Source organism: Mesorhizobium sp. M7A.F.Ca.MR.245.00.0.0 (assembly GCF_003997415.1).
Lineage (GTDB): Bacteria > Pseudomonadota > Alphaproteobacteria > Rhizobiales > Rhizobiaceae > Mesorhizobium.
Map to the genome: position 1 here is coordinate 296,989 of NZ_RZTE01000002.1, position 24,534 is coordinate 321,522.

Sequence of the window (24,534 nt, forward strand, 5' to 3'; positions counted from 1 at the left end):
AAGCGATTTTTACTGCGCCAGCCTGTGGCAGCCGATCGACAAGGCCACTCAGAGCCAGCCGCGGCGGCGGAAGTACCAGAAGGGCAGGATCGCCGACAGCACCATCATGGCGATGGCGAAGGGATAGCCAAGTTGCCATTTCAACTCGGGGATGATGTCGAAATTCATGCCGTAGATCGAGGCGACCAAAGTCGGCGGCAGGAAGATGACGGCGGCGACCGAGAAGATCTTGATGATGGCGTTCTGCTCGATCGAGATCATGCCGAGCGTGGCGTCTAGCAGGAAGGAGATCTTCTGCGACAGGAAGGTGGCGTGGTCGGCGAGCGACAGCACATCGCGCGATAGCGTCTTGATCCGCGCCTTGGTGTCCTTGCTCATCTTGGTGCGGGTCGAGGCATGGGCGAAGAAGCCTGCCAGCCGCTGCAGAGAGATAAGGCTGTCGCGGATCGAGGAGGCAATGTCCTCCTTGCGGCCGATGGCTTTCAGCAACTCCTGGAAATCACGGTTGCGCTTGGAAACCTTGGTCGAGCGCGCCTCGAAGATATCGCGCGAGATCGCCTCGATGTCGCGGCCGGCGCGTTCCAGAATGTCGGCGAGACGGTCGACGATCGCCTCCAGCAAGCCGATCAGAATGGTGTCGCCGCTGGTGCAGCCGGTCGCCACCTTTTCGGCGCGCTGCGGAAAGGTCTTGAAAGCTTTCGGTTCGTGGTAGCGCACCGTGATCAGCCTTGTGCCGGCGAGCACGAAGGTAACCGGGGACATCAAGGGATCGTCGATTTCGGTCTGGGCGGGCAGGGTGGCGGTCATGAAATAGGCGCCGTCCTCGACATAGAGGCGGCTCGAAATCTCGATCTCCTCCATCTCCTCGCGCGTCGGAATGGCAACGCCGAGCCAGCTCTCGATCGTCGCTTCCTCTTCCTTTGTCGGGTTGAATAGGTCCGCCCAGACGATGGTCTCGCTGTTTGCCAGGAGATCGTCGACGACGCGCAGGCGGTCATTGTCCACGACGAAGGCCTTGATCATCGCCTGATATCCCTTGCTGGGGCCAAAGGGTGCGTTCGGATTGACGCGTCGTGTTGGATTGCACGGTTCTCGACGTCAGCGCCGACCGTGCGTCTGCCGCTTAGACCTGTGACGTGACAAAATCAAGACAAGCGGCTGTCGGGCGGATGGCCGCCGTCGCCTTGGAAGCATGTATCGAGGAACTTCGCCGACAGCTTGCCGGGATGTTCTCGAGCGCTTCAGGCATCAGGTGTTGAACTTGAACAACAGCACATCGCCGTCCTGGACGACATATTCCTTGCCTTCGTCACGCGCCTTGCCGGCTTCCTTGGCCGCGACTTCGCCGCCCAGTGTGACGAAGTCGTTGTAGGAGATGGTCTGGGCGCGGATGAAGCCGCGCTCGAAATCGGTGTGGATGACACCGGCGGCCTGTGGCGCCTTATCGCCCTTATGGATGGTCCAGGCGCGCGTCTCCTTCGGCCCAGCGGTGAAATAGGTGATAAGATGCAACAGGTCGTAGCCGGCTCGGATGACCTTGTTGAGGCCGGGCTCGTCGAGGCCGAGCGAGGACAGGAATTCCATCTCTTCCTCGTCCGAGAGTTGCGCGACTTCGGCTTCGATCGCCGCCGAGATCACCACGGTGCCGGCGCCCTGCGCGGTGGCCATCTTCTCCACGGCCCTGGTGTGTTCGTTGCCGGTGGCGGCATCGGCCTCCGCGACATTGCAGACATAGAGCACGGGATGCGAGGTCAGAAGGTTCAGGCCCTGCAGGATGCGTAAATCTTCGGCTGAAATACCCTTGAGCAGGATGCGGGTCGGCTTGCCGGCCTGCAGCAGTTCGAGCGCTGCCTCCATCAACGGCAGCACGGTCGTCGCTTCCTTGTCCTTGCTGCCGGCGCGCTTGCGGATCTGGACGATGCGGCGCTCGATGCTGTCGAGGTCGGCGAGCATCAGCTCGGTCTCGACCGTCTCGGCATCGGCGACGGGGTCGATGCGGCCCTCGACATGGGTGATGTCGTCATCCTCGAAGCAGCGCAGCACATGCACGATGGCGTCGACCTCACGGATGTTGGCGAGGAACTGGTTGCCCAGCCCTTCGCCCTTCGAGGCACCGCGCACCAGGCCGGCAATGTCGACGAAAGAGATGCGAGTTGGAATGATCTCCTTCGACTTGGCGATCGCGGCGATCTTCTGCAGGCGCGGATCTGGCACCGCCACCTCGCCGGTGTTCGGTTCGATGGTGCAGAATGGATAGTTGGCGGCTTGCGCCGCAGCCGTTCTGGTCAACGCGTTGAAAAGCGTCGACTTGCCGACGTTGGGCAAGCCAACGATGCCGCATTTGAAACCCATTTTTGTTCGGTCCTATCGGGAAAATAGAAATTTGATCAGGGCTATGGGCGATAGGGGTGATCAACGTCAAGCCCTTCGGTCCCCTTGATGCTCAGTCCTTGCCGCCGAACAGCTTCTTCAGCATGGCGGCCATTGGACCGCTTTCCGGCAGCTTGACCACCGGCTGTTGAGGCCGTGCTTGGCGGACATGACTTTGCTGCTTGTGCGCCGACTGCTTCTGCGCTGGCTTTTCGGGCTCCGGCCCGGCCTTGCCCTGGACGGCGAGACTGGCCTTATTCATGAAGCCGGATTCGTCGCCCTTGACGATCATGGCGGCATTGTCGGCGATCGCGTCGAGCAGCGGGTCGAGCCATTCGCGGTCGGCTTTGGCGAAATTGCCGAGCACATGGTGCTGGACCATTTCCTTGACGCCGGGATGGCCGACGCCGATGCGCACGCGGCGATAGCCATTGCCGATATGACCGTCGATCGACCGGATGCCGTTGTGGCCGCCGGCGCCGCCACCGGTCTTGATGCGCAGCTTGCCTTCGGCAAGATCGATCTCGTCATAGAAGACGGTGAGCGCGGAAAGCTCGAGCTTGTAGAAGCGCAGTGCTTCGCCGACCGACTGGCCGGACAGGTTCATGAAGGTCTGCGGCTTGATCAGGACGATTTTTTCGCCGCCGAGCGTGCCCTCGGAAATGAGGCCCTGGAATTTCTTCGACCAGGGCGAAAAGGAATGGCGGCGGGCGATTGCGTCCGCCGCCATGAAACCGACATTGTGGCGGTTGTCAGCGTATTTCGCGCCCGGATTGCCGAGACCTGCAAACAGCAGCATCGCCTGCTCCGGGCGTGAAAGAGTTACTTCTCGTCGGCGGCAGGAGCCGCTTCAGGTGCAGCTGCTTCAGCCGTCTCTTCCGTCTCCGGCTTCATCGCCGACGAACCGGCAATGGTCGCGATGGTGAAGTCGCGGTCGGAGATCACAGGCTTGACGCCAGCCGGCAGCTTGACCGCCGAGATGTGGATCGAGTCGCCGATGTTGGCGCCGGTGAGATCGACGGTGATGAACTCCGGGATCGCATTGGCCGGGCAGTGGAACTCGACTTCGTGACGCACGATGTTGAGCACGCCGCCGCGCTTGATGCCGGGCGACTTGTCCTCGTTGATGAAGTGGACAGGCACGTCGACATTGACTTCGGTGTCCTTGCCGATGCGCAGGAAGTCGACATGGACAGGGAAATCCTTGACCGGGTCGAGCTGGAAGTCCTTCGGCAGGACCTGGATCTTCTTGCCGTCGACATCGATCGTGGCGATCGTGGTCAGGAACCCACCGCCATGGATCTTGTAGTAGATATCCTTGTAGGTGAGCGCAATAGCCAGGGGAGGCTGCTTGTCACCATAGATTACTGCAGGCACTTTACCGTTGCGGCGAACTGCACGGGCGGACCCCTTACCGACCTGTTCGCGTGCTTCGGCCTTGAGCTCGTAAGTGTCGTGGCTCATGGCATTTCCTTTCGGTTTACTGGAGCGCTCACGGTTGGCAGAGTGCCTGGACCGTAAACGTCGAAAGCCGACATACCCATGCATGATCTGGTCCGAAAACCGGAATCCACTTTTCGGGATCATGCGGGAAGGCGGCCTTCCGCCGCGTTGCCTCCAAGGGTGTCTACGCGGGTGGCGGCTCTATAGCGGAAGGCGGCCGGAGGTGCAAGCCAAAGGCACGCCCAGCCTGGTGCAGTCCAGGCGGTCGCTATCCGCGCTTTTCGATGACGGCATAAAGCACGTTGCGGTTCTCGCCGAAGAACACCCGCGCCTCGACGGTGTTGCGGTCGACGCTGGCATTGACGATGTTCCACATATCGACCTCCGATCGCAGCAGCAACACCCAGTCCATGAATGTCTCCCGGTAGCCGGCGTCAGGCGTGCCCTCGGCGTAGTTGGCAAACAGGAACGTCCCGTTCGGCTTCAGCATCTGCAGGCAGGTCTTCGTGAGTTTCACCGCGACGTTGTGGGCGAGGTAGTCGTAAAGGCCGGAGGCATAGATGAAATCGAACTTGCCGAGCTTGTGACCCCGCGTGAGCACGGTTCGCACCGAGCCGTCGATGGCTTCGACCGCGGTGCCCTGGAAGTCGCGCGCGATCAGCCCAACGCTCTGGGGATCCTGATCGAGCGCAACCCAGCGCTTGAGACGGCCCTCCGTCAAGGCGACCGAGCGATTGGCCTCCCGCAAATGGCCGGCCGCGATCGCCAGGACCTCGGATTGCGGTCCATTCTTGACCGCAATCTCGTCGACATATCGGGTCAGGAGGTCGCGTCGTTCCCGTGCCGCGACGCATGAGGGTACGTTCTGGGTATGGCTATAGAGCGCCTTGCCGATCTCCGAGGCGTTGGCCACGCTCTCTGCCACGTGCGGATCGCAATAGATGTAATCAAGCAACTGCGCGTCGCCGGAATAGCCCCTGGGCTTGGTGAAGGACCAGTGCGTCAGCGGATCCTCGAGAAAATACTTCAGGATCGGATGGTTCTGCGCCACCGGTATCAACGCATGCCAGACGTCGGGATGAACCTTGGAATGCAGGCCATTGAGGAAGGACAGCAAGCGACCGACGATCTCGGCGGGGTTCTTGTCCTGTTCGATCTGCTGCTGTGTCGCGTGGAGAATGAGCGCCAGCTCCGCGCGCGCGGTTTCGAACGCTTCGCCATGATGCTCGAGCTTTCCCCGAGGCAGCGTGCCGGCGAGCATCGCGGCAGTAATCAAGCTTTTGCCATCAAGAACGGTCTGCACGCCATCACTCCATAGTTAACAGTCGGTTAACTTATTGCGTAGAATGCTCCATTTGCCAATGTCGGGCTGACGGCATTTTATCGTTATGATTAATTTCCCGCCAACCATGTTCCTCTTTAGACGGCTTCCGGCCCGAATTCCGGGTTCGAGTTAACGGAAACTTGTCTTGCGCGATTGCATTTGTTTGCCCGGCGTCGCAATCGCCGTCGCGTCCCAAAGGAGCCGGCCCGCGTGGGGGCAGAAGCTGGAAATGAGTTCGGAAAACAAAATCCCTTTCAAACGGGGTCTATTGTGATGAACGAACACCTGTCCTCCGTATTGGTCGATACGGTTGATGCGGAGCCGTACGAGCCGCGCTATGAACTGAGCGCCGACGAGCTCCGCACCCTTTACCGCACCGAAGCGCAGGCGACGCGAAGAGGAGAAGCCAGGCCAGGGCTCTGGATTGCGGTTGCGATCTATCTCTTGTTTTCGGCAACGGATCTGCTGCTGATCCCGGATGTTGCCGCCTACACGATCACGGCGCGCTTCGCAGTCGGCTTGAGCGCGCTTTTGATCCTCGAAGCACAGCTTCGCCGGGGGATTGGAACGGAATGGCTCGACGTGACCTGCGCCGGAGCCATCATCTTCGGCTATGTTGGTTGGTTGTGCCCAGCGGTTCTTGGCGCGGACAAGGAAAGCGTCTCTTACTACATGGTCTTTGGGACCATATTCATGATGAGCGCAAATCTTTTCTTTACGTTCAATTTCAAGCTTTCTATCGTAACCTCGGCAATAATATTGTGTATACTTTACATCGTGAATTATTTCGTTCCTTCAACCCTTACATACAAAATGGTATTCGGGGCTTTCTATATATCCTGTTTCACGTTCACCTCGTATGTGAACTGGAAGCTGAATGAGGAACGCTACAACGTCTTTCTGAATGCCCTGGAAGCCAAGATCCAGCACAATGAGGCGACCGAACGCGGCAAGGCCCTGCTGAGGTTGTCGCGGACCGATCCGCTGACGGGTCTGGAGAACCGGCGCGCGATCGACGAGAAGCTGCGGGACTACTGGAGCGATTGGCAAAAGGTCGGTACCAGCTTCGGGGCGATCCTCATCGACGTGGACTTCTTCAAGAAATTCAACGACTGCTACGGCCATCAGGAAGGCGACCGCTGCCTGATCCATGTCGCCAATGCCCTTAGCGACATGATCAAGCAGTATAATGGCTCCATCGGCCGCTATGGCGGTGAAGAGTTCATCGTCCTGGCTCGCATGGAGAAAAAAGAGCAGATACTGGATATAGCGGAAGCCATTTGCAGCACGGTCGAGAACCTGGCGCTGACGCACGAACTGCGGCGCGACGGCGTCTCGATCGTAACGGTGAGCGTTGGCGCCGCATTCACCAGGACGCAGACCGGCGCCAAGCTGGAGAAGATCATCCACGAGGCCGATCGCGCTCTCTATCTGGCAAAAGCCGGCGGCCGAAATTGTGCCCGGCTGTTCGATCCAACCGATCCGCAAAGCAGCGACGAGAGCGAGAACATCGCGGCCTTGCTGAAGATCGCGATCGGCCAGAATCTCGTTTCACTGGTTTATCAGCCTATTCAGGATGTCAAATCGGACCGGGTTGAAGCGGTGGAGGCTCTGATGCGCCTCAAAATGCTGGACGGCACATCGGTTCCGCCGAGCCTGTTCATTCCCGTCGCCGAGCGAACCGGCGCGATCCTGGAACTCGGGCGCTGGGCGATAAGGACGGTGTGCGCCGAACTCCTGGCTGACGACCACGTCCGTGTCGTCAGCGTCAACGTCTCCCCGATCCAGCTTAAGACACCTGGCTTCGCAACGTCTGTCGCGACCATTCTGGGCGAAACCGGCGTCGCCGGCAGCAGGCTGGCCTTCGAGATCACCGAAGGGCTGGAGATGGAGATGCACTCGGACATTCTGCGCTGCATCAGCGACCTGAAGCTGCTCGGGATCAAGATATGGCTTGATGATTTCGGGACGGGCTTTGCGGGCCTTTCGTGGCTTCGCCTGATCGATTTCGACACGGTGAAGATCGACCGATCGTTTCTGCACGACTGCAGCTCCCTGAGCGGCAAGGCGATGCTGCAGGACATCATCACCCTGGTTCGAAATCGCGGCCACAAGATCCTGGTCGAAGGGGTGGAAACCGACGAACAGATGGCTTTGATGCGCGAATTCGGCATAGACAAGATCCAGGGCTTCCATGTCGGCCGCCCCGCTCCCGCCGCCAGTTTCCAGGCAAAGCGGGCCATGCGCAAACGGTCATTTGCCGTGCTTAAGTCCGCATGATGGTGGCCTCTTTCCGACGTTTGGCTTAGCCGCCCTCAAAAGCCGTGCTGATTGCAATCAACCCATGACTGGGCCAAGCGGCTACGTAGGGGCTACCGGTCGCCGGTCAACGCGTTGCGTAGCGCCTGGATCTGCCGGTTCAAGGCATCGAGCTCGGCCAGCGTCATGCCCGAGCGTTCGACCAAGGTCTCGTTCAGACAGTTGCATTGGACCAGCAGCGCGCGTCCGGCTGATGTCAGGTCGACCTGCACCTGGCGTTCGTCGGTCTGGCTGCGCTGGCGGGTCACCAGCCCGGCTTGCTCCATTCGCTTCACCAGCGGCGTGACGGTGCTCGATTCCAAAGCCAGCCGGTTGGCGATGGTGCCGACCGACATCCCATCGGCCTCTCCAAGTGCGTTCAGCACCAGGTACTGCGGATAGGTGATGCCCATCTCGTCCAGCATCGGCTTGTAGGTGCGGTTTATCGCCATGCTGGTGGCATAGAGCGTGAAACAGAGCTGATTGTCCAACGGGAGAGGCACGGCGCATTCCTTTTGCCAATATGGGCATCAATTCGATACCACGAAAAATGATATCGCGATATATATTTTTGTGGACAAGGGTTTTGTGCCGCGCTAGCTATATGTTATCGCGATATTGTTTATCGCGGAAATAACCACAAGGAGATTGAGATGACCTCGCAAACCAAGCCCAGCTCCGGCAGCGGTACGATCACCACCAAGGACGGAACGCAGATTTACTACAAGGACTGGGGGACCGGGCAGCCTGTCGTCTTCCATCATGGCTGGCCGTTGAGCAGCGACGATTGGGACGCCCAGATGCTGTTCTTCTTGGCACAAGGCTACCGTGTCATTGCCCATGATCGGCGTGGCCATGGGCGCTCGACCCAGACGGATATCGGCAACGAAATGGACACCTATGCCGCCGATGTCGCGGAACTCGCCGCTTATCTCGACCTCAAGAATGCCATTCACGTCGGACATTCGACCGGCGGCGGCGAAGTGGCCCGCTATGTTGCCAACTATGGCGCCGGCGGCCGTGTCGCCAAGGCGGTGCTGATCGGCGCGGTGCCGCCAATCATGCTCAAGACTGCCGCCAATCCCGGCGGCCTGCCGATCGAAGTGTTCGACGGCTTCCGCTCCGCCCAGGCAGCCAATCGCGCCCAGTTCTTCCGCGACGTTCCATCAGGTCCGTTCTACGGGTTCAACCGTCCGGGCGCGGACATCTCGCAGGGCGTCATCGACAATTGGTGGCGCCAAGGCATGATGGGCGGCACCAAGGCGCATTATGATTGTATCAAGGCTTTCTCGGAAACCGACTTCACCGAGGATCTGAAGGCAATCGACGTGCCTGTCCTGGTCATGCACGGAGACGACGACCAGATCGTTCCGATCGCCGATTCGGCGCTGCTGACGATCAAGCTGCTCAAGAAGGGCGAGCTCAAGGTCTACAAGGGCTTCCCGCACGGCATGGCCACGACCCATGCAGACATCATCAACGCCGACCTGCTGGCCTTCTTCAAGGCTTAAGGCCATGGCCCACAAAAATGCACCCGTCATCAGGCGGGTGCATTTTTGTGACAGCGGCAGACCCGCCTGATCTAGGCGGCCGCCTGCGCTTTGCGCGCTTCCTTCATGTTTGGCAGGAACACGGTGAGCAATCCAAGAAACGGCAAATACGAGCAGATCTGGAAGACGAAATCGATGCCCTTCATATCGGCGACGATACCGAGCACGGCCGCCGCGATGCCGCCCATGCCGAAAGCGAAGCCGAAGAAGATGCCGGCGATCATGCCGACGCGGCCCGGCACGAGTTCCTGCGCAAAGACGACGATGTTCGAGAAGGCAGAGGACAGGATCAGGCCGATCAGCACCGTCAGCACCATCGTCCATTCCAGATTGGCGTAGGGCAAGGCGAGCGTGAAGGGCAGCACGCCGACGATGGAGAACCAGATCATCGCCTTCTGCCCGTAGCGGTCGCCGAACGGGCCGCCGAGCAGGATGCCCAGCGCCGAGGCACCGAGGAACAGGAACAGCATGACTTGGCTCATCTGCACCGAAACGCCGAACTTATGCATGGAATAGAAGGTGTAGTAGCTGGCGAGGCTGGCGATGTAGGCATTCTTGCTCAGCACCAGCAGGGTCAGCACGATCAATGCGTTCATCACCTTGCGGCGCGGGAAGGGCGAAACGAAGCTCGCCGCCTTGCGGGTGCCCTGTGCGGCACGCAGCCGGCTGTACCAGCCGCCGACCTGCCACAAAACGATGATGCCGATCAGCGAGCCGACGGCGAACCAGGAAATGCTGGTCTGGCCGAACGGCACGACGATGAAGGCTGCCAGCAGCGGCCCCATGGACTGTCCGAAATTGCCGCCAACCTGGAACAGCGACTGCGCCAGGCCGAAGCGGCCGCCGGAGGCGAAGCGGGCGATGCGCGAGGATTCCGGATGGAAGATCGCCGAGCCGATGCCGATCAGCGAGGCGCCGATCAGGAGCAGCGAATAGTGCCCGGCATAGGCGAGCACAATCAGGCCGATCAGCGATGACGCCATGCCGTAGGGCAGCGAATAGGGCATCGGCCGTTTGTCGGTGATCATGCCGATCACAGGCTGCAGCAACGACGCGGTCACCTGGAAGGTGAAGGTCAACAAGCCGATCTGCCAGAAATCGAGGCCATAATTCTCTTTCAGGAGCGGGTAAATGGCCGACAGCAGCGACTGCATGATGTCGTTGATGCAGTGGCAGAAGCTCACCGCCAGGATGACGGTGAAGGCCGTCGCCTGGGCTGAAGCGTGACTGGTGGTCGCCGGTGGGGCGACGCTGGCGGCTGTCGTATCGGTCAAGGTAGGCTCCGTGGTCTTTTTGGCGGGCAGGCCCGCAGGCAGTTGACGAACGCACCTGCGGCCGCCTTGTCGGACGCTCCTGTGGAGCGCTTGGGACCGGTGCCTTATAAGCTGCTTGCGGGATGACTTCTTTCGTGGTTTGGTCCAATAGTTTCGCAAGTGGGCCATATCGGATGCCGCACGGCAAAGAAGTCTTTCACGCTGGCAACGCCAATCTCGGCCAGTTGCACGAGAGCCGCTGGCAGTGGCTTGAGCAAGTGGCCGGGCCGGCGGTGGCATTGCCGACCGAATATCCCGATGGCTACCGTGTGCCGCAGCACCGCCACAGCCGCAGCCAGCTCTTGCATGCGCTTGTCGGCGTGGTGCTGGTGACGACGCGCTACGGACGCTGGATGGTGCCGCCCGACCACGCGATGTGGATTCCAGCCGGCACCGAGCATTCCGTCGAGATGCTGGGCGATGTCTCGATGCGTTCGGTCTATGTCATGCCACAGGCGATCCCCGGGCTGCCCGAAGGCTTGCGCGTCGTCGGCGTCACCGACCTGATGCACAGCCTGATCGTGGAATCGGAAAAGCTGCCGCAAGGCGGCGTTCTGGAAGGACGTGGTGGGCTGATCATGAATCTTTTGCTGCACGAAATCCCGACCTTGCCGGAACGGCCGCTCGGCCTGCCATTCCCGTCTGACCCAAGGCTGTCGGCGCTGTGCCGGCGCTTCGTCGCAGCACCATCGCCGCACGCGACGATCGACGAGTGGGCCGATGCCGCCGGCATGAGCCGCCGCTCCTTCACGCGCGCCTTCCAGCGCCAGACCGGCCTGTCGCTGTCGACATGGCGCCAGCAGGCCTGCCTGTTCGCGGCGCTGCCCAGGCTGGCGGACGGCGAGCCGATCACCAGGGTGGCGCTCGATCTCGGCTATGACAGCGTGCCGGCCTTCATCACCATGTTCAAGCGCATGCTGGGGACCTCGCCGCGCGGCTATATGCGCGGCGCACGAGAAAGCGTCGAGGTCGCTCGTCGCCTGGTCGGCCCGGTTCGGTTGGAAAGCCCTGCGCCGTAACGGCAGGTGCTGTTCTAGAGCATTTCACCGTTTCACGGAAACGGCGAACTGCTGTAACTCTTTGTTTTGACGCAATTCTCTAGGGAAAGCGCTACGCGCTTTCCCGGGAAAACCGCTTCACACTTTTCCTAGAATTGCTCTAGCTGGAATTGCTCTAGTCGAACAGGCTCGACACCGATTCCTCGGTCGCGGTGCGCGAAATGGCTTCGCCCATGAGGTCGGCGATCGAGATGACGCGGATGTTGGGCGCGTCGAGCACGCCCTGGGTGGGCTGGATGGAATCGGTGATCACCAGTTCCTGCAGCTTCGAGCCGCTGATGCGGGCAACCGCACCGCCCGACAGCACACCGTGGGTGATATAGGCGGTGACACTGGTGGCGCCGTTGGCCAGCAGTGCATCGGCGGCGTTGCACAGCGTGCCGCCGGAATCGACGATGTCGTCGATCAGCAGGCAATCCTTGCCGGCGACCGCGCCGATGATGTTCATGACTTCCGATTCACCGGGCCGTTCGCGGCGCTTGTCGACGATGGCCAGTTGCGCATCGAAGCGCTTGGCCAGCGCACGGGCGCGGACCACGCCGCCAATGTCGGGCGAGACCACCACGACGTTGCCGAGTTGCTTGTATTTGGCCTTCACGTCGCGGGCCATCACCGGCACGGAAAACAGATTGTCGGTCGGAATATCGAAGAAGCCCTGGATCTGGCCGGCATGCAGGTCAAGTGTCAGAACGCGGTCGACACCGGCGCGGGTGATCATGTTGGCGACCAGCTTGGCCGAGATCGGCGTGCGGCCGGAGGCGCGGCGGTCCTGCCTGGCGTAGCCGAAATAGGGGATGACCGCCGTGATGCGCTTGGCCGAGGAACGCATGAAGGCATCGATCATGATGAGCAATTCCATCAAATGATCGTTGGTCGGGAACGAGGTCGATTGCAGGATGAAGACATCCTCGCCGCGCACGTTTTCCTGGATTTCGACGAAGATTTCCTGGTCGGCGAAGCGCCTGACCGTGGCTTTGCCCAGCGGGACGTTGAGGTACCGGGCGACCGCTTCGGCCAGCACCCTGTTGGAATTGCCCGCGAAGAGTTTCATGCACGGTTCCTGGTGGAGGATGATGAGACCTGACGGACTCGCTTGCGCCCTTTAACCGGGCTTTTAGCGGCCCGCGCCGGTATTGCAAGCGCCGAGATCGGGAATCCGCCGGCTAAACTCAAGAAAGCTCCGCGCCATCGCCGGGCTGCAACGGGGAGCAGCGGACTTGCGCTGCTCCTTCTTCTCGTTGGGCATTGGATTTTCCCAAAACCGTCTCCACTTTTGGGCCCGATGCCTCTAGCCCGCCTTGCCGCCGAGCCAGGCCGCGAATTGGTCGATGGTCTGGTCGGCGATCGTCTGCATGGTGGCCGGCGAGACCCCCTTCCAGCTGTCGCCGCCCGCGCTGGCGTCGGAATTGACCGACGGGGCCTTCTGCTGACCATTGATGCGGTGCAGCCGGTTGCCGGCGGGGTCATAGACATCCCAGACATAGATGACGGTGGTGTCGGCGCCTTCCGACATCGTCGAGAAATAGCCCTTCAGCACATGTGTCACGGTCTGGTCGGCGCTGCCGGCGAGCGTGATACCGCGCTGCCTGGCGCGGGTCTGCAACTCCGCCGTAAGAGGTGTCGCGGCTTCCACCGAAGCGCCGACGATCGGCGCGATCTGCAGGCGGGTCTTCGACAGGATGGCAGCGCTTTGGGCTGATGTGACCGGTGCCGCGGTGGTTGCGGGAGCGCCCGCCGTGCTGGTGGCGGGCAGCGTCTGGGTCGACGTCGCCGGCGGAGTGATCGCCGACGGTTCGAGCACGTCCTTTGCGTTGGTGCAGGCGGCAAGAGCCAATGCCACAAGCAATGACACGGTCGTCACATGCGATCGTCTCATTTGCCTTCTAACTCCTTGGCGAAGAACGCCTCCCATTGTGGATTCACTGTACGATCAAGTCGAGATCATGGCGGGACAGCGGCTTGGGCTGGGATTCGGTGGTCAGGTAGGTGCGGCCAAGCGTCATCGCCGTCTCGGTATCGGAGTCCATGATGATCATATGGGCGAACAGCGTCATGTTGGGCGCGATCGGTTCGGGATTGCCCTGGTAGAACATCGGCATGTCCATCCAGGACGGGGTGAAGCGGGCGCCGACCGAATAGCCGCAGGCGTTCAGCCGGTGCTTGGTCAGGCCGTGTGCCTCCATGGTGCGGGCATGCGCATCGAAGACGTCGCCGAAGCTGTTGCCCGGCGTCATCGCCTTTTCGACAGCCAGGAGTGCCGCGCGGGCGGCGTCGAACAATTCCTGATGGCGCTTCGACACCTTGCCGGTCAGCACCGTGCGCATCATCGGTGCGTGGTAGTGGTTGAAGACGCCGGCCCATTCGAGCGTCAGCTGGTCATTTTTGGTGAGCTTGCGGCGGCCGGCCTTGTAGCGGCACAGCAGCGCATCGACGCCGGAGCCGATGATGAATTCGTTGGCCGGATAGTCGCCGCCGCCGGCAAAGATCGCACCCTGCATGGCGGCCAGGATCAGGGCTTCGTCGCCGCCTTGCTTGATCAGCGGCAGCGCCGCGTCGAGCGCATCGTCGGAGAGATTGGCGGCCTTCTCGGCCTTGGCGATCTCGGCCGGACTCTTGAACAGGCGCAGCCGCCCGACAATGCCGGACGCATCGGCGATCTGGCCGAAGGTCTGCAACTGCTCGTCCAGGCGGCGGCCATTGAACGCGGTCAGGCCATGGGTGTCGTATTCGACACCGATGCGGGCGCCGAGCAGGTCGAGTTCGTTGAGCAGATTGCGCAGGTCGACCGCCGGATTGGCGCCGTTGCGGTCCGTCCACAAGACGATGTTGTCGATAATCGAGGTCTGACGCGCCTGGCGCAGGTCGGCCGAGCGGGTCAGCAGCACCATCGAACCGTCGGCTTTCACCACCAGGCACTGGAAGAAGCAGAAGCCGAACGTGTCGTAGCCGGTCAGCCAGTACATGCTTTCCTGCGCGAACAGCAGGATGGCGTCGAGCTTCTTTTCGGCCATCTCGATGATCAGCCGGTCGCGCCGCGCGTCAAATTCAGATCGTTCAAAATGCAGCGCCATTATTCCCTCTCCAAGACGATTGCCGAAACCTGCCGGCCGTAATCGGGCTCCTTGCGATGCGTGGTGCGCCGGTAGGAGTAGAACAGGCCTTCCTCGGCGTAAGTGCAGCGGTCGAGGCCTTCAGCCGTCACGCCGGCCTCGGCCAGCCGGTCAACCGTGTAGCGGTTGAGGTCGAACATGGCATGGCCGGCATTGGCGGACGGCGCGAAATAGAGGATATTTTCGGCGTCGGCTTCGACAAAGCGGGCGACGAATTCCGGGCCGACCTCGTAGTTGGCAGGGCCGATGGAGGGGCCTAGCACGGCGATGATGTTTTGGCGCCGGGCGCCGAGGCTTTCCATCGCCAGGATGGTGTTTTCGAGCACGCCGGTGAACGCGCCTTTCCAGCCGGCATGCGCAGCGCCGATGATGCGCGCCTCAGCATCCGCGAACAGCACGGGACCGCAATCGGCGGTCGAAGCGCCGATGGCGATGCCCGGCCGGTCGGTGACGATGGCGTCTGCCTTGGGCCGCTCACCGGCAAAGGGCTCCCTGGCGATGATGACGTCGGGCGAATGGGTTTGCCAGGCGGTCAACAGATGGTTCGCCGGCACGCCCATCCAGGCGGCGACGCGGCCGCGGTTCTCGGCGACCAGCGCCTGGTCGTCATTCGATCCGGTGCCGATGTTGAGGCCCTGGTAGATGCCGCTGGAGACACCGCCGATGCGGGTGAAATAGCCGTGGCGGATGCCTTGTGCCTGCGCCTTGTCCAGCAGCGGCGACCGAACGGGATCCGGTTTGGTCTGATTCAGCATGCGGGCGTTGTTGTCCGTGTGGGCGGTTTCGTCAAGAAGAAGGTGCTTGGTCGAGAACAGGCGCTGCAAAGCGCGGACGGGAGATTGGGAGGGGCGGCGGTAAAAAGTCAATCCGCCCCGGCGAAGGGCCGAACCGCCACGCCGCGAGGCAGTACCGCAAGCACCTTGAACAACTCGCCCATGGCTTGCGGCCCCGCGAGGCGCTCGACGTCGCCGGCGATCCTTTCGCGCGCCGCCTGGCCGGCATCGGCGCCAAGCCGGCCGGCGCGCTCGAGGATGCCCATGCCGAGCAGGAAGTCGCCCTGTGTCGTCAGATGGGCCTCGAGGCCATGTGCACGCACGATCGCGGCCAGGGCGGCGAAATCGACATGGGAGGTGAGGTCGGCCTCACCGGGATTAGCCAGCACATCTTCGTGATCGTGGCTGCGCAAGGCCTGCAGCGTGTCCCCGACACCCGGCTGGAGATGGCCATAGTCGAGAAACAGGCCAGCGCCGCCATGCCTGGATATGCGCTCGGCGATCGTTGCCATGAGCGCGGTGCGGGCAGGCGCCACTTCGGCGATCGAACCTTGCGGCGCTTGGGTGGCATCGGCGGGCAGCAGCGTCGGGTCGACCGAGCCGGCGCCGGCGAAGAAGCAAAGGTCGTTGGTCTCGTCGAGGCCGACCATGCGCTCGCGCCAGCCGGCGCCCGCGCGGACGTACTGGCGGATGGGCACGGCGTCGAACAGTTCATTGCCGACGATGAACATCGGTTGCTGCGGCAAGGTCTCGATGGTTTCATGCCAGCCAACCGCGAAGGGTGTGGCGCCAAGCGTCTGCTTTTGCACCTCGGTCAGGCGCGGGCTGGTCTCGATCATGGCGAAGGTGTCGCCGCTGGCCAGATCAGGATCGAGCCGCGACAGCGTACGCAGCATGTCCTTCATCAGCGTGCCGCGGCCGGGGCCGATCTCGGCGATGGTGGCCGGCAGCGGCCGGCCGCTCGCCTGCCACGCCTGGTACATCCACACGGCGACCAATTCGCCGAACATTTGGCTGATCTCCGGCGCGGTGATGAAGTCACCGGCCGCACCAAAAGGCTCGCGCGTCGTGTAGTAGCCGTCCGCCGGGTCGAACAGGCACATCGCCATGTATTCGTTGATCGGTATCGGCCCCAGGGCCTCGATCAGGTCGACGATGCGGGTCTTCAGCCGTGTCATGCCGGCTGCGGCTGCGTCACCGGCTTGGCGGTCAGCATCGCCCAGATGCCGGCCAGCACCATCGGCGTCGACAGGATCATGCCCATGGTCAGCCAGTTGGTGCCGAGGAGATAGCCGAGCTGCTGGTCGGGCTCGCGGAAGAACTCGACGAAGATGCGCGACAGGCCGTAGCCGCAGATGAAGGCGCCGCCGACGAAGCGCGGCGTCGTCAGCTTGAGGCGCGAATGGGTGAGAATGCGCAGCACGAGGAACAGCACCACGCCTTCGAGAAGCGCCTCGTAGAGCTGGCTCGGGTGACGGGCAAACGGCCCGCCATTGGGGAATTCGAAAGCCCAGGGCACGTCGGTTGGGCGCCCCCACAGCTCGGAGTTGATGAAGTTGGCGACGCGCACCAGGCCAAGGCCGACCGGCACGCCGGCCGCCACGACGTCAAACAGCGACCAGGTGCGGATGCCGCGCTTAATGGAAAACAGCGTCATGGCGAGGATGACGCCAAGCAGGCCGCCATGGAACGACATACCGCCTTGCCAGACCGCCAAGATATCGAGCGGGTGGGCGATGTAGCGTGGCAGATCATAGAACAGCACATAGCCGGTGCGGCCGCCGAGCACGACGCCGATGGCCGCCCAGACGATGAAGTCGTCGAGATCCTCCGGCTTCATCGGCAGGACGCCGTTCGGCCACAGCCTGGCATTGCTGGCAAGCCGCTTGGCATACCACCAGGCGAACAGGATACCGACGATATAGCCGACGCCATACCAGTGCACCGCCAGCGGCCCGATCTGGATGAGGATCGGGTTGATGTTGGGGAAGGGCAAGGAGGCCAGCGGCAGCAGGAAATATTCGTTCAACGGGGAACTCTCATTGCGAAACGCGTTTGCGCGCGGACCATGCGGCAGGGTTTTGGCAGGGTCAAGGCAAGGTGGGCGCCCTCGACTTGATGCCGCAGCGCGGCGCAACATGCTTGCATTCGACGCGCAGCGCCACTACGTCAATTTGTGCAAGCGCGAGGATTTGCCATGTCGACCGGACCGAACCGCATTCTCGATGAATTCGCCAAGCTGATGACCGACGCCGCCGGCGCCGCCCAGGGCGTGCGCCGGGAGGTGGAGACGGCCTTCAAGGGGCAGGCCGAACGCATTCTCAACACCATGGACGTGGTGCAGCGCGAAGAGTTCGAAGCCGCGCGCGAGATGGCCGCCAAGGCGCGGGAAGAAAACACTCGCCTTGCCGCCCGCATCGAGGCGCTCGAGGCGAAGCTTGCCGAACTGGCCGGCGACGCCACACCTGCGACGGCGGCCAAGCCGCGCACAAAAAAATAATCGTTAAACTTTTCCACATAGCCCGATCCTGAAAAGCGCTTTGCCGTGAATCGCTTAACGGCATTGCATGAATCTTTGTGACAGCGGCTTTCCACATGCGAATGACGCAGTGCGAAAAATTGGGCTGTTCACGCGACTCCCGATCAATAGACTGAATTTGTTGCATGATTCGGAGCAGGGTCATGCGACCGGGCGGTGGGGTCCGGTCTGGGGTCTTTGCGTCGAGAAGGTAGTCTTTTGCGCGAAGAAAGTCCTGGCCGTCCGAGTTCTAGACAAGATTGTTCGTTGTGTGTGCCCTCCCGCGGAGCGTGTGGCGGCGCTCGTACAGAACGACAGGAAGCATTCCATGGAACTTCTCGAACTCGAATTCTCCCGCGAAATCCATCCGGTGGATGTTATCGAGCAGGTGGCCCACAACAATGACTGGTCCTTTGAGCGGGCCGGCGACGACGAGATTTCGATCTCGGTTGCCGGAAGCTGGACCGACTATCACGTCTCCTTCTCGTGGATGGAGGATTTCGAGGCGCTGCACCTGGCCTGCGCCTTCGACATCAAGGTGCCGGAGACCCGCGCGCTGGAAGTGATGCGGCTCTTGTCGCTGATCAACGAGCAGATGCTGTTTGGCCATTTCGACCTCTGGGAGCAGGAGGGCGCGATCATGTTCCGCCAGTCGCTGCTGCTGGCCGGCGGGGTCGAGCCGTCGAGCCAGCAGGTCGAAGTGTTGCTGTCCTCGGCGCTGGAAGCCTGCGAATGCTATTTCCAGGCGTTCCAGTTCGTCGTCTGGTCGGGAACCTCGGCCAAGGACGCCCTGGCCGGCGTGCTGTTCGAGACCTACGGCAACGCCTGAGTCCCCGCAAGGCAGACAAGAACCAAGATGAGTTCGAACAGCGAGCGCAAGCCCGAGATCAGTTTTGCCGATTTCGATCGTGTCGACATCCGCGCCGGCACGATCGTCGAGGCCGAGCCGTTTCCCGAGGCGCGCAAGCCCGCATTCAAGCTGAAGATCGATTTCGGCGCCGGCATCGGCATCAAGAAATCGTCGGCGCAGATCACCAAATATTATACACCGGAGACGCTGATCGGCCGACAGGTGTTCGCGGTGGTCAATTTCCCGCCGCGCCAGATCGGTCCATTCATGTCGGAAGTGCTGACGCTCGGCTTTCCCGACGAAGAGGGCGCGGTGGTGCTCGGCGCGATCGAGCGCAAGGTGCCGGATGGCGGCAGGTTGTTTTAGGCCGCCAGCTTGCGCGTCGTTCCCAGCGCTTCCTCGACCGTGTCGAGGAACATCTCTGCACAAGCCTTCCAGCTGTAGCGCATGGCGCGTTCGCGTGCTTCGGCACGGTCTACATTGAGCGCGGCAAGCGAGGCCTCGCGCAGATCGTTGGAGACCGCGCCGCCAAAGCCGTCGCCGACAATGTCGATCGGCCCGGTCACCGGATAGGCGGCAACCGGCGTGCCGCTGGCCAATGCCTCGATGATGACGTTGCCGAACGTGTCGGTGCGGCTCGGGAAGACGAAGACATCGGCCGAGGCATAGATCTCGGCCAGTTCGTCGTTGGGGCGATGGCCGAGGAAATGCGCTTGCGGATATTTTGCCTTCAGCCTGGCAAGCTCGGGGCCTTCGCCGACGATCACCTTGCTGCCCGGCAGGTCGAGGTCGAGGAAGGCGGAGAGGTTCTTTTCGATGGCGACCCGGCCGACGCAGAGGAAGACAGGGCCGGGAAAGCCGAGATCCTTCTTCTTGTCGGGCCGGAAATGGTCGGTGTCGACGCCGCGCGTCCACGGCCGCAGCTTGGTGAAGCCGCGCGCCGAGAGGTCGTCGGCGAGCGACTGGGTGGCGACCAGCGTGCCTTGGCCGGAATTGTGGAAATCGCGCAGCCAGCGATAGGCCCAGCTTTCCGGCACCGGGAGCCGTGCGCTGAGATATTCGGGGAAGCGCGTGTGATAGCTGGTGGTGAACGGCCGGCCGGCATTGCGGCAATAGCGCCGCGCCATGATGCCGAGCGGTCCTTCGGTGACGATGTGGATGTGGTCGGCCTTGCCTGCGTCGATCAGGCGCGCGACATGGCCGGGCGTGGTCAGCGCCAGCCTGATGTCGGGATATGTCGGCAAGGGCAGGGTGCGAAAGATGTTCGGCGTCAGGAAATCCACGGCGACATCGAAAGATTTCAGCGTCTCGGTGAGTCGCTCCAGCGTGTGGACAACGCCGTTAACCTGCGGCCGCCAGGCATCGGTGACCATCAATATGCGCATGGCGGCCCTTTGCAGGAAAGGTCGACGGTTGCCTTGAGACGATGCCGGAACGGCGACCAGACCGCTGCTCTCGCTTCGCTCCAGCGCACCCGGACGGGCACGGGGTCGAAGTGAGGCGGCAAGGTCGAATCAATTGAGGTCGCGCGCTTCATGCGCGTTCTTGATCATGGTTTCATGACGGGCGGATGAAGCCTGTTTCCACTTTCGGTATCGTGCCGGTTATGCGGGAACCTTGATGATAGCGCGCAGTCCGCCGAGCGGGCTGTCTTCAAGGGTGATGTCGCCGCCATGGGAACGGGCGATGTCGCGGGCGATCGACAGGCCGAGCCCGGTGCCGCTGGCATCGAGGTTGCGGGCCTCGTCGAGCCGCACGAAGGGTTTGAACACGTCTTCGCGCCGGTCGGCGGGGATGCCCGGACCATCGTCGTCGATGGTGACCAGCAGCGAGCCGCGGCCATGGGTGGCGTTGACCTCCACCGTCTTGGCATAGCGGAAGGCGTTGCCGATGACGTTGGACATCAATCGGGCAAAGGCGTTCGGCCGCACATGCACATCGGGGTCTCCGGCAAGCGTCGTCGACAGCTTGCGCTTGCGCAGCCTGGCTTCCTCGCCGAGCTTTTCGAAATAAGCCTCGAGATCGAACCGTCCGGCGTCTTCCGAAGCCTCGCCGCGGGCAAAGGCGAGATAGCCTTCGAGCATCGACTGCATGTCGTCGATGTCCTGATCGAGCGCGGCCTTGGTCTCGGCCTTGCCGCCGGAAAGCGCCAACTGCAGCTTGAAGCGGGTGAGGATGGTTCGCAGGTCATGGCTGACACCGGTCAGCATGGCGGTGCGCTGCTCGATCTGGCGCTCGATGCGCTCGCGCATCTGCATGAAGGCAAAGCCGGCGCGGCGAACCTCCTCGGCGCCGCGCGGCCGGAAGTCACGCGGCATCGGCCGGCCCTTGCCGAAGCTTTCGGCGGCTTCGGCAAGCATCAGGATCGGCCGGATCTGGTTGCGCAGGAAGGGAATGGCGATCATCAGGAGCACCAGCGAGGTGCCGACCATCCAGATCAGGAAGATGTGGGTGTTGGAGGCATAGGCCTGGCTGCGGCGCACGAAGACGCGCAGCACCTTGCCCTCGAGCTGCACGCGCACCTCGACGATGTTGGAGTTGCCGACCGTGTCGATCCAGAACGGGCGGTTAATCTGGCGGGTGATCTCCGACGAGAGAACATCATCCAAAATCGAGAAAAACGGTTTTGGGCCAGGCGCGGGCAGCGGGTCGGGCGGCAAGAGGTCGACCTTCAACTGCATGCGGTCCTGGGCGATGCGTATGATGTTGGTGTAGTCGGCATCGCGCGGATAGGTTTCGATCAGGTCGATGATGGCGGCGATGTCGCGCACGGTGGCCTGCGACAGGCGCTGCGTCACGGTTGCCCAATGACGTTCCATGAAGACGAAGGCGACGACCGATTGCAGCAGTATCATCGGCGCGATGACGATGATCAGCGAGCGAGCATAGAGCCGCTTGGGCATATACAGCGAGACGAGGCGCCAGAAGCGGTTCCAGGCGCGCGGCACCGCCTTCAGCGTCCGCGCGGCGCGTACGCTCAAGCCGCCATTGCCCGGCTGTTCCAGTTCCGTGGTTGCCATTCGCTCATTTCGCTTGCCCGCAGCCGCTCAGCAGGCCGCAGGCGGCATTCTATTCCACGCTGAGCCGATACCCAATACCGCGCACGGTCTGCAGCCAGACCGGGTTGGACGGATCGCGCTCGATCTTGCGGCGCAGCCGGTTGATCTGGACGTCGATGGTGCGCTCGCCGACCTCCGAATCGTCACCGACAAGCTCGTGGCGGGGTATCGTCTCGCCGGCCCTTGCCGCGAAGATCGCCAGGATCTCCTGCTCGCGGTCGGTCAGCTTCAGCGCCTCGCCGCCACGCTTCAACTCGCGCCGGGCGATCTGGAAGGTGTAGGGGCCGAAGACCAACTGCTCGACCTTGGGCGTGGTCGCCGGGCCACCACGGCGAAGGATGTTGTTGATGCGCAGGATCAGCTCGCGCGGATCGAACGGCTTCGGCAGGTAGTCGTCGGCGCCGGCCTCTAGCCCTGAGATGCGGCTGTCGGTCTCCGACAGGGCCGTCAGCATCAGGATCGGTACGTTCTTTTCGGCCCGCAGCGACTTGGTCAGGTCGACGCCCGTTTCACCGGGCATCATGACGTCCAGCACCAGAAGGTCGAAGTCGAGGCCGGCAAGCTTGCGCCTGGCTTCGCCGGTATTGCCGGCGACGGTGACGCGAAAGCCGTTTTCGGTCAGATACTGCTTGAGAAGATTGCGGATGCGGGTGTCGTCGTCGACGACAAGCAGATGCGGCGCGTCGTCGTCCGGCGCGGCCGCGTGATCGACCCGTTCAGTGCTCTCCATGGCTTTTCCCTGACATTTTTGCGGACCCAACGTCGATCTGCGCCCTCAGTTCCGGATTGACCATCGCTTCGAGGAACCGTTCCACCAAGGTCCGTTCGGTTACTCCGGAATCCCCCAATGCAGCATGGATGCGGCGCGACTGTGGCCGCGCCAGCGCCAGCGCCAGCGCACGGCCCTTGGCGGTCGGATAAAGTTCGCGCTGTCGGCGGTCGCGCGGACCTTGCAACTGCACGACATGGTCGGTGTCGATCAACTGCTTGAGCACACGGGCCAAGCTCTGTTTGGTGATCTTCAGCACGTCGAGCAGTTCGGCTACCGTCAGGCCCGGCCTGCGGTTGACGAAATGCAGCACCCGGTGGTGGGCCCGGCCAAAGCCGTAGTCGGCCAGGATCTGGTCCGGATCGGAGGTGAAGTCACGATAGGCAAAGAAGAGCAGCTCGATAATGGCGAAGTCGATGCCGTCCTCGACCGACATCGCGGTCCTGATCGGTTTTCCTGCGGCTGGGCTTCGATCCGTCATTATTTCTCCGTGGGAAAGAGAGATTATGTCAGTACTATTGACGTAATTTCCCTGCAATGGTAATTTTTGACAAGCTTTTGGGCGGATTGCGAACGAAAAGGCAAGGGAAGCCGGTTTTTCCGGAATTTCCTGAGTTTGCCAGAGCGCAATTATCCGCTTACGCTCCACCATAAAAGCCGCTTTGGGCGGCCGACACGAACACACAACGATACAACTATCCGGGCTGCCGCCCGTGGGAGGTTACCATGGCATCCGTTCCCTTCGATCAACTCGATGGCTTCATCTGGATGAACGGCGAATTCGTCCAATGGGGTGACGCCAGGATCCATGTGCTGACGCACGGGCTGCATTACGCCAGCGCCGTTTTCGAGGGAGAGCGCGCCTATGGCGGTGAGATCTTCAAGCTCAACGAACACACCGAGCGCCTGCATGAATCGGCACGCCTGCTCGGTTTCAATATCCCCTATACGGTGGCCGAGCTCAACGACGCCTCTTCCACGCTTCTCAAGAAGCAGGGTTTCCAGGACGCCTATGTCCGGCCGATTGCCTGGCGCGGCAGTGAGCAGATGGGCGTCTCGGCGCAGAACAACCGCATCAACTGTGCCATCGCCATCTGGCAATGGCCGAGCTATTTCGATCCTGCGCAGAAGCTGAAAGGCATCCGTCTCGATGTGGCGGAATGGCGCCGGCCCGACCCGCGCACCGCGCCTTCCAGGTCGAAGGCCGCCGGCCTCTACATGATCTGCACCATGTCCAAGCACGCCGCCGAGGCCAAGGGCTATGCCGACGCCATGATGCTCGACTGGCGTGGCCAGGTCGCCGAAGCGACCGGAGCCAACATCTTCTTCGTCAAGGAGGGCAAGATCCACACACCAAAGCCCGACTGCTTCCTCGACGGCATCACCCGCCGCACGGTCATTGGGCTGGCCAAGGATCGCGGCCTGGAGGTGATTGAACGCGCCATCCTGCCGGAAGAGCTGGAAAGCTTCGAGCAGTGCTTCCTGACCGGGACGGCGGCGGAAGTGACGCCGGTTTCCGAGATCGGGCCTTACCGATTCGAGGTCGGCGAAATAGCCAAGAATCTTATGAATGACTATTCTGCGGCCGTTCAGCCCAAGCACGCGATCGCCGCAGAATAACGAAAGTCACAGCTTTTTTAGGAAGTAGGGGCGGTTTTCGGGCCGCCCCTTTTATTTCAGCGTTTCTGCATTTGACTTTCGTCCAATTCGGCGTCTCATGATGGTGTCGGCCCGGGAGGCTGACAGCTATGGAGGGACTAATCATATGGACATGAACACGCTTCTTCCGATCATCATACAGGTGATTACTGGCGTCATCGGTGGTCAGGCGGTCGGTGCGGCGCTCAAGACGGCGGCGATGGGTCAGCTTCCCAAAATCCTGGGCGGAGCCATTGGCGGCGTCGGCGGTGCGGCGATCCTCGGCAGCCTGCTGGGTGGCGGTGCGGTCGATCCGGCGGCTGCGGCAGCAGCAACGAGCGGTCTCGGCAGCGCGCTGAACCTGCAGAACATCGTCGGCGGCGCCGGCGGCGGCGCGATCCTGACCGCCATTCTCGGCGCGGTCATGGGCGCCATGAAGAAGTAGGCGGGCCGTTTCGGTC

The 24,534-nt window shown here is 62.0% G+C and carries 26 protein-coding genes; 8 read left to right on the plus strand and 18 right to left on the minus strand.

Annotation, left to right across the window (positions count from 1 at the left end; genetic code table 11):
* Positions 1-48: 48 nt before the first annotated feature.
* From corA to EOB80_RS04480, 5 genes are all read right to left on the minus strand, one after another.
* Positions 49-1,023 (minus strand): magnesium/cobalt transporter CorA, encoded by a 975-nt coding sequence (corA, locus tag EOB80_RS04455; protein WP_127270555.1) that lies wholly within the window; start codon positions 1,021-1,023, stop codon positions 49-51.
* Between the two features lie 225 nt (positions 1,024-1,248).
* Entirely contained in the window at positions 1,249-2,352 is a 1,104-nt protein-coding gene (gene ychF / locus EOB80_RS04460; RefSeq protein ID WP_127270552.1) for a redox-regulated ATPase YchF, read from the minus strand.
* A gap of 91 nt (positions 2,353-2,443) precedes the next feature.
* Entirely contained in the window at positions 2,444-3,169 is a 726-nt protein-coding gene (pth, locus tag EOB80_RS04465) for an aminoacyl-tRNA hydrolase (RefSeq protein WP_127270550.1), read from the minus strand.
* A 23-nt stretch (positions 3,170-3,192) separates the two neighbouring features.
* A complete protein-coding gene (locus EOB80_RS04470; protein ID WP_127270548.1) occupies positions 3,193-3,834 on the minus strand; it encodes a 50S ribosomal protein L25/general stress protein Ctc in 642 nt (213 codons plus the stop codon).
* 247 nt (positions 3,835-4,081) lie between these two features.
* The gene (locus EOB80_RS04480) at positions 4,082-5,116 is read right to left on the minus strand and encodes a class I SAM-dependent methyltransferase (RefSeq protein ID WP_127320866.1); all 1,035 of its coding nucleotides are present in this window, start codon (positions 5,114-5,116) and stop codon (positions 4,082-4,084) included.
* A gap of 294 nt (positions 5,117-5,410) precedes the next feature.
* Here EOB80_RS04480 and EOB80_RS04485 point away from each other — a divergent pair, with 294 nt between their 5' ends.
* Entirely contained in the window at positions 5,411-7,417 is a 2,007-nt protein-coding gene (locus EOB80_RS04485) for an EAL domain-containing protein (RefSeq protein WP_127267870.1), read from the plus strand.
* A gap of 92 nt (positions 7,418-7,509) precedes the next feature.
* Here EOB80_RS04485 and EOB80_RS04490 read toward each other — a convergent pair whose 3' ends face one another.
* Positions 7,510-7,938, minus strand: a complete 429-nt coding sequence (locus tag EOB80_RS04490) for a MarR family transcriptional regulator (protein WP_127326794.1) — start codon at positions 7,936-7,938, stop codon at positions 7,510-7,512.
* 150 nt (positions 7,939-8,088) lie between these two features.
* Here EOB80_RS04490 and EOB80_RS04495 point away from each other — a divergent pair, with 150 nt between their 5' ends.
* The gene (locus EOB80_RS04495) at positions 8,089-8,946 is read left to right on the plus strand and encodes an alpha/beta hydrolase (RefSeq protein WP_127326795.1); all 858 of its coding nucleotides are present in this window, start codon (positions 8,089-8,091) and stop codon (positions 8,944-8,946) included.
* Positions 8,947-9,017: 71 nt separating this feature from the next.
* On the opposite strand, the gene EOB80_RS04500 is transcribed toward EOB80_RS04495, so the two are convergent.
* Positions 9,018-10,259, minus strand: a complete 1,242-nt coding sequence (locus EOB80_RS04500) for an MFS transporter (protein ID WP_128361821.1) — start codon at positions 10,257-10,259, stop codon at positions 9,018-9,020.
* A gap of 173 nt (positions 10,260-10,432) precedes the next feature.
* Here EOB80_RS04500 and EOB80_RS04505 point away from each other — a divergent pair, with 173 nt between their 5' ends.
* Entirely contained in the window at positions 10,433-11,317 is an 885-nt protein-coding gene (locus EOB80_RS04505; RefSeq protein ID WP_127326796.1) for a helix-turn-helix transcriptional regulator, read from the plus strand.
* A gap of 154 nt (positions 11,318-11,471) precedes the next feature.
* Here the strand turns inward: EOB80_RS04505 and EOB80_RS04510 are convergent, their stop codons facing one another.
* The 7 genes from EOB80_RS04510 to lgt form a co-directional block, all read right to left on the minus strand.
* Complete coding sequence (locus EOB80_RS04510; protein ID WP_013530002.1) at positions 11,472-12,407, minus strand: ribose-phosphate pyrophosphokinase; 936 nt, start codon at positions 12,405-12,407, stop codon at positions 11,472-11,474.
* 63 nt (positions 12,408-12,470) lie between these two features.
* Positions 12,471-12,602 (minus strand): hypothetical protein, encoded by a 132-nt coding sequence (locus EOB80_RS35815; RefSeq protein ID WP_281057917.1) that lies wholly within the window; start codon positions 12,600-12,602, stop codon positions 12,471-12,473.
* Positions 12,603-12,644: 42 nt separating this feature from the next.
* The gene (locus EOB80_RS04515; protein ID WP_127326797.1) at positions 12,645-13,232 is read right to left on the minus strand and encodes a hypothetical protein; all 588 of its coding nucleotides are present in this window, start codon (positions 13,230-13,232) and stop codon (positions 12,645-12,647) included.
* Positions 13,233-13,275: 43 nt separating this feature from the next.
* Positions 13,276-14,427: a Xaa-Pro peptidase family protein gene (locus EOB80_RS04520; protein WP_127270541.1), complete on the minus strand. Its 1,152-nt coding sequence runs from the start codon at positions 14,425-14,427 to the stop codon at positions 13,276-13,278.
* Positions 14,427-15,221 carry a peptidoglycan editing factor PgeF gene (gene pgeF, locus EOB80_RS04525; protein ID WP_127326798.1) on the minus strand — a complete coding sequence of 265 codons (795 nt, stop codon included), beginning with the start codon at positions 15,219-15,221 and terminating at the stop codon, positions 14,427-14,429. Before pgeF ends, EOB80_RS04520 begins: the two co-directional genes overlap by 1 nt.
* Before the next feature lie 107 nt (positions 15,222-15,328).
* On the minus strand, positions 15,329-16,417 hold the full coding sequence (locus EOB80_RS04530) for a class I SAM-dependent methyltransferase (RefSeq protein ID WP_127326799.1): 1,089 nt from the start codon (positions 16,415-16,417) through the stop codon (positions 15,329-15,331).
* Positions 16,414-17,268 carry a prolipoprotein diacylglyceryl transferase gene (gene lgt / locus EOB80_RS04535; protein WP_127326800.1) on the minus strand — a complete coding sequence of 285 codons (855 nt, stop codon included), beginning with the start codon at positions 17,266-17,268 and terminating at the stop codon, positions 16,414-16,416. Before lgt ends, EOB80_RS04530 begins: the two co-directional genes overlap by 4 nt.
* Positions 17,269-17,436: 168 nt before the next feature.
* On the opposite strand from lgt, the gene EOB80_RS04540 reads away from it, so the two are divergent.
* From EOB80_RS04540 to EOB80_RS04550, 3 genes are all read left to right on the plus strand, one after another.
* Positions 17,437-17,739: an accessory factor UbiK family protein gene (locus tag EOB80_RS04540; RefSeq protein ID WP_013530008.1), complete on the plus strand. Its 303-nt coding sequence runs from the start codon at positions 17,437-17,439 to the stop codon at positions 17,737-17,739.
* A 346-nt stretch (positions 17,740-18,085) separates the two neighbouring features.
* Positions 18,086-18,586: a YbjN domain-containing protein gene (locus tag EOB80_RS04545; protein ID WP_013893499.1), complete on the plus strand. Its 501-nt coding sequence runs from the start codon at positions 18,086-18,088 to the stop codon at positions 18,584-18,586.
* 27 nt (positions 18,587-18,613) lie between these two features.
* Complete coding sequence (locus tag EOB80_RS04550; RefSeq protein WP_127261686.1) at positions 18,614-18,973, plus strand: tRNA-binding protein; 360 nt, start codon at positions 18,614-18,616, stop codon at positions 18,971-18,973.
* Here EOB80_RS04550 and EOB80_RS04555 read toward each other — a convergent pair.
* From EOB80_RS04555 to EOB80_RS04570, 4 genes are all read right to left on the minus strand, one after another.
* The gene (locus tag EOB80_RS04555; RefSeq protein WP_127326801.1) at positions 18,970-19,992 is read right to left on the minus strand and encodes a glycosyltransferase family 1 protein; all 1,023 of its coding nucleotides are present in this window, start codon (positions 19,990-19,992) and stop codon (positions 18,970-18,972) included. The genes EOB80_RS04550 and EOB80_RS04555 overlap by 4 nt on opposite strands.
* A 219-nt stretch (positions 19,993-20,211) precedes the next feature.
* Entirely contained in the window at positions 20,212-21,627 is a 1,416-nt protein-coding gene (locus EOB80_RS04560; protein ID WP_127268417.1) for an ATP-binding protein, read from the minus strand.
* A gap of 49 nt (positions 21,628-21,676) precedes the next feature.
* Positions 21,677-22,396 (minus strand): response regulator transcription factor, encoded by a 720-nt coding sequence (locus EOB80_RS04565; RefSeq protein WP_127326802.1) that lies wholly within the window; start codon positions 22,394-22,396, stop codon positions 21,677-21,679.
* On the minus strand, positions 22,383-22,916 hold the full coding sequence (locus EOB80_RS04570; RefSeq protein ID WP_027039379.1) for a MarR family transcriptional regulator: 534 nt from the start codon (positions 22,914-22,916) through the stop codon (positions 22,383-22,385). Before EOB80_RS04570 ends, EOB80_RS04565 begins: the two co-directional genes overlap by 14 nt.
* A 245-nt stretch (positions 22,917-23,161) precedes the next feature.
* Between EOB80_RS04570 and EOB80_RS04575 the strand changes: the two genes are divergently transcribed.
* Together EOB80_RS04575 and EOB80_RS04580 are read left to right on the plus strand one after the other, a co-directional pair.
* Positions 23,162-24,055 carry a branched-chain amino acid aminotransferase gene (locus EOB80_RS04575; protein ID WP_127326803.1) on the plus strand — a complete coding sequence of 298 codons (894 nt, stop codon included), beginning with the start codon at positions 23,162-23,164 and terminating at the stop codon, positions 24,053-24,055.
* A gap of 145 nt (positions 24,056-24,200) precedes the next feature.
* Positions 24,201-24,518, plus strand: a complete 318-nt coding sequence (locus EOB80_RS04580) for a hypothetical protein (RefSeq protein WP_023809804.1) — start codon at positions 24,201-24,203, stop codon at positions 24,516-24,518.
* The last annotated feature ends 16 nt before the right edge of the window (positions 24,519-24,534 follow it).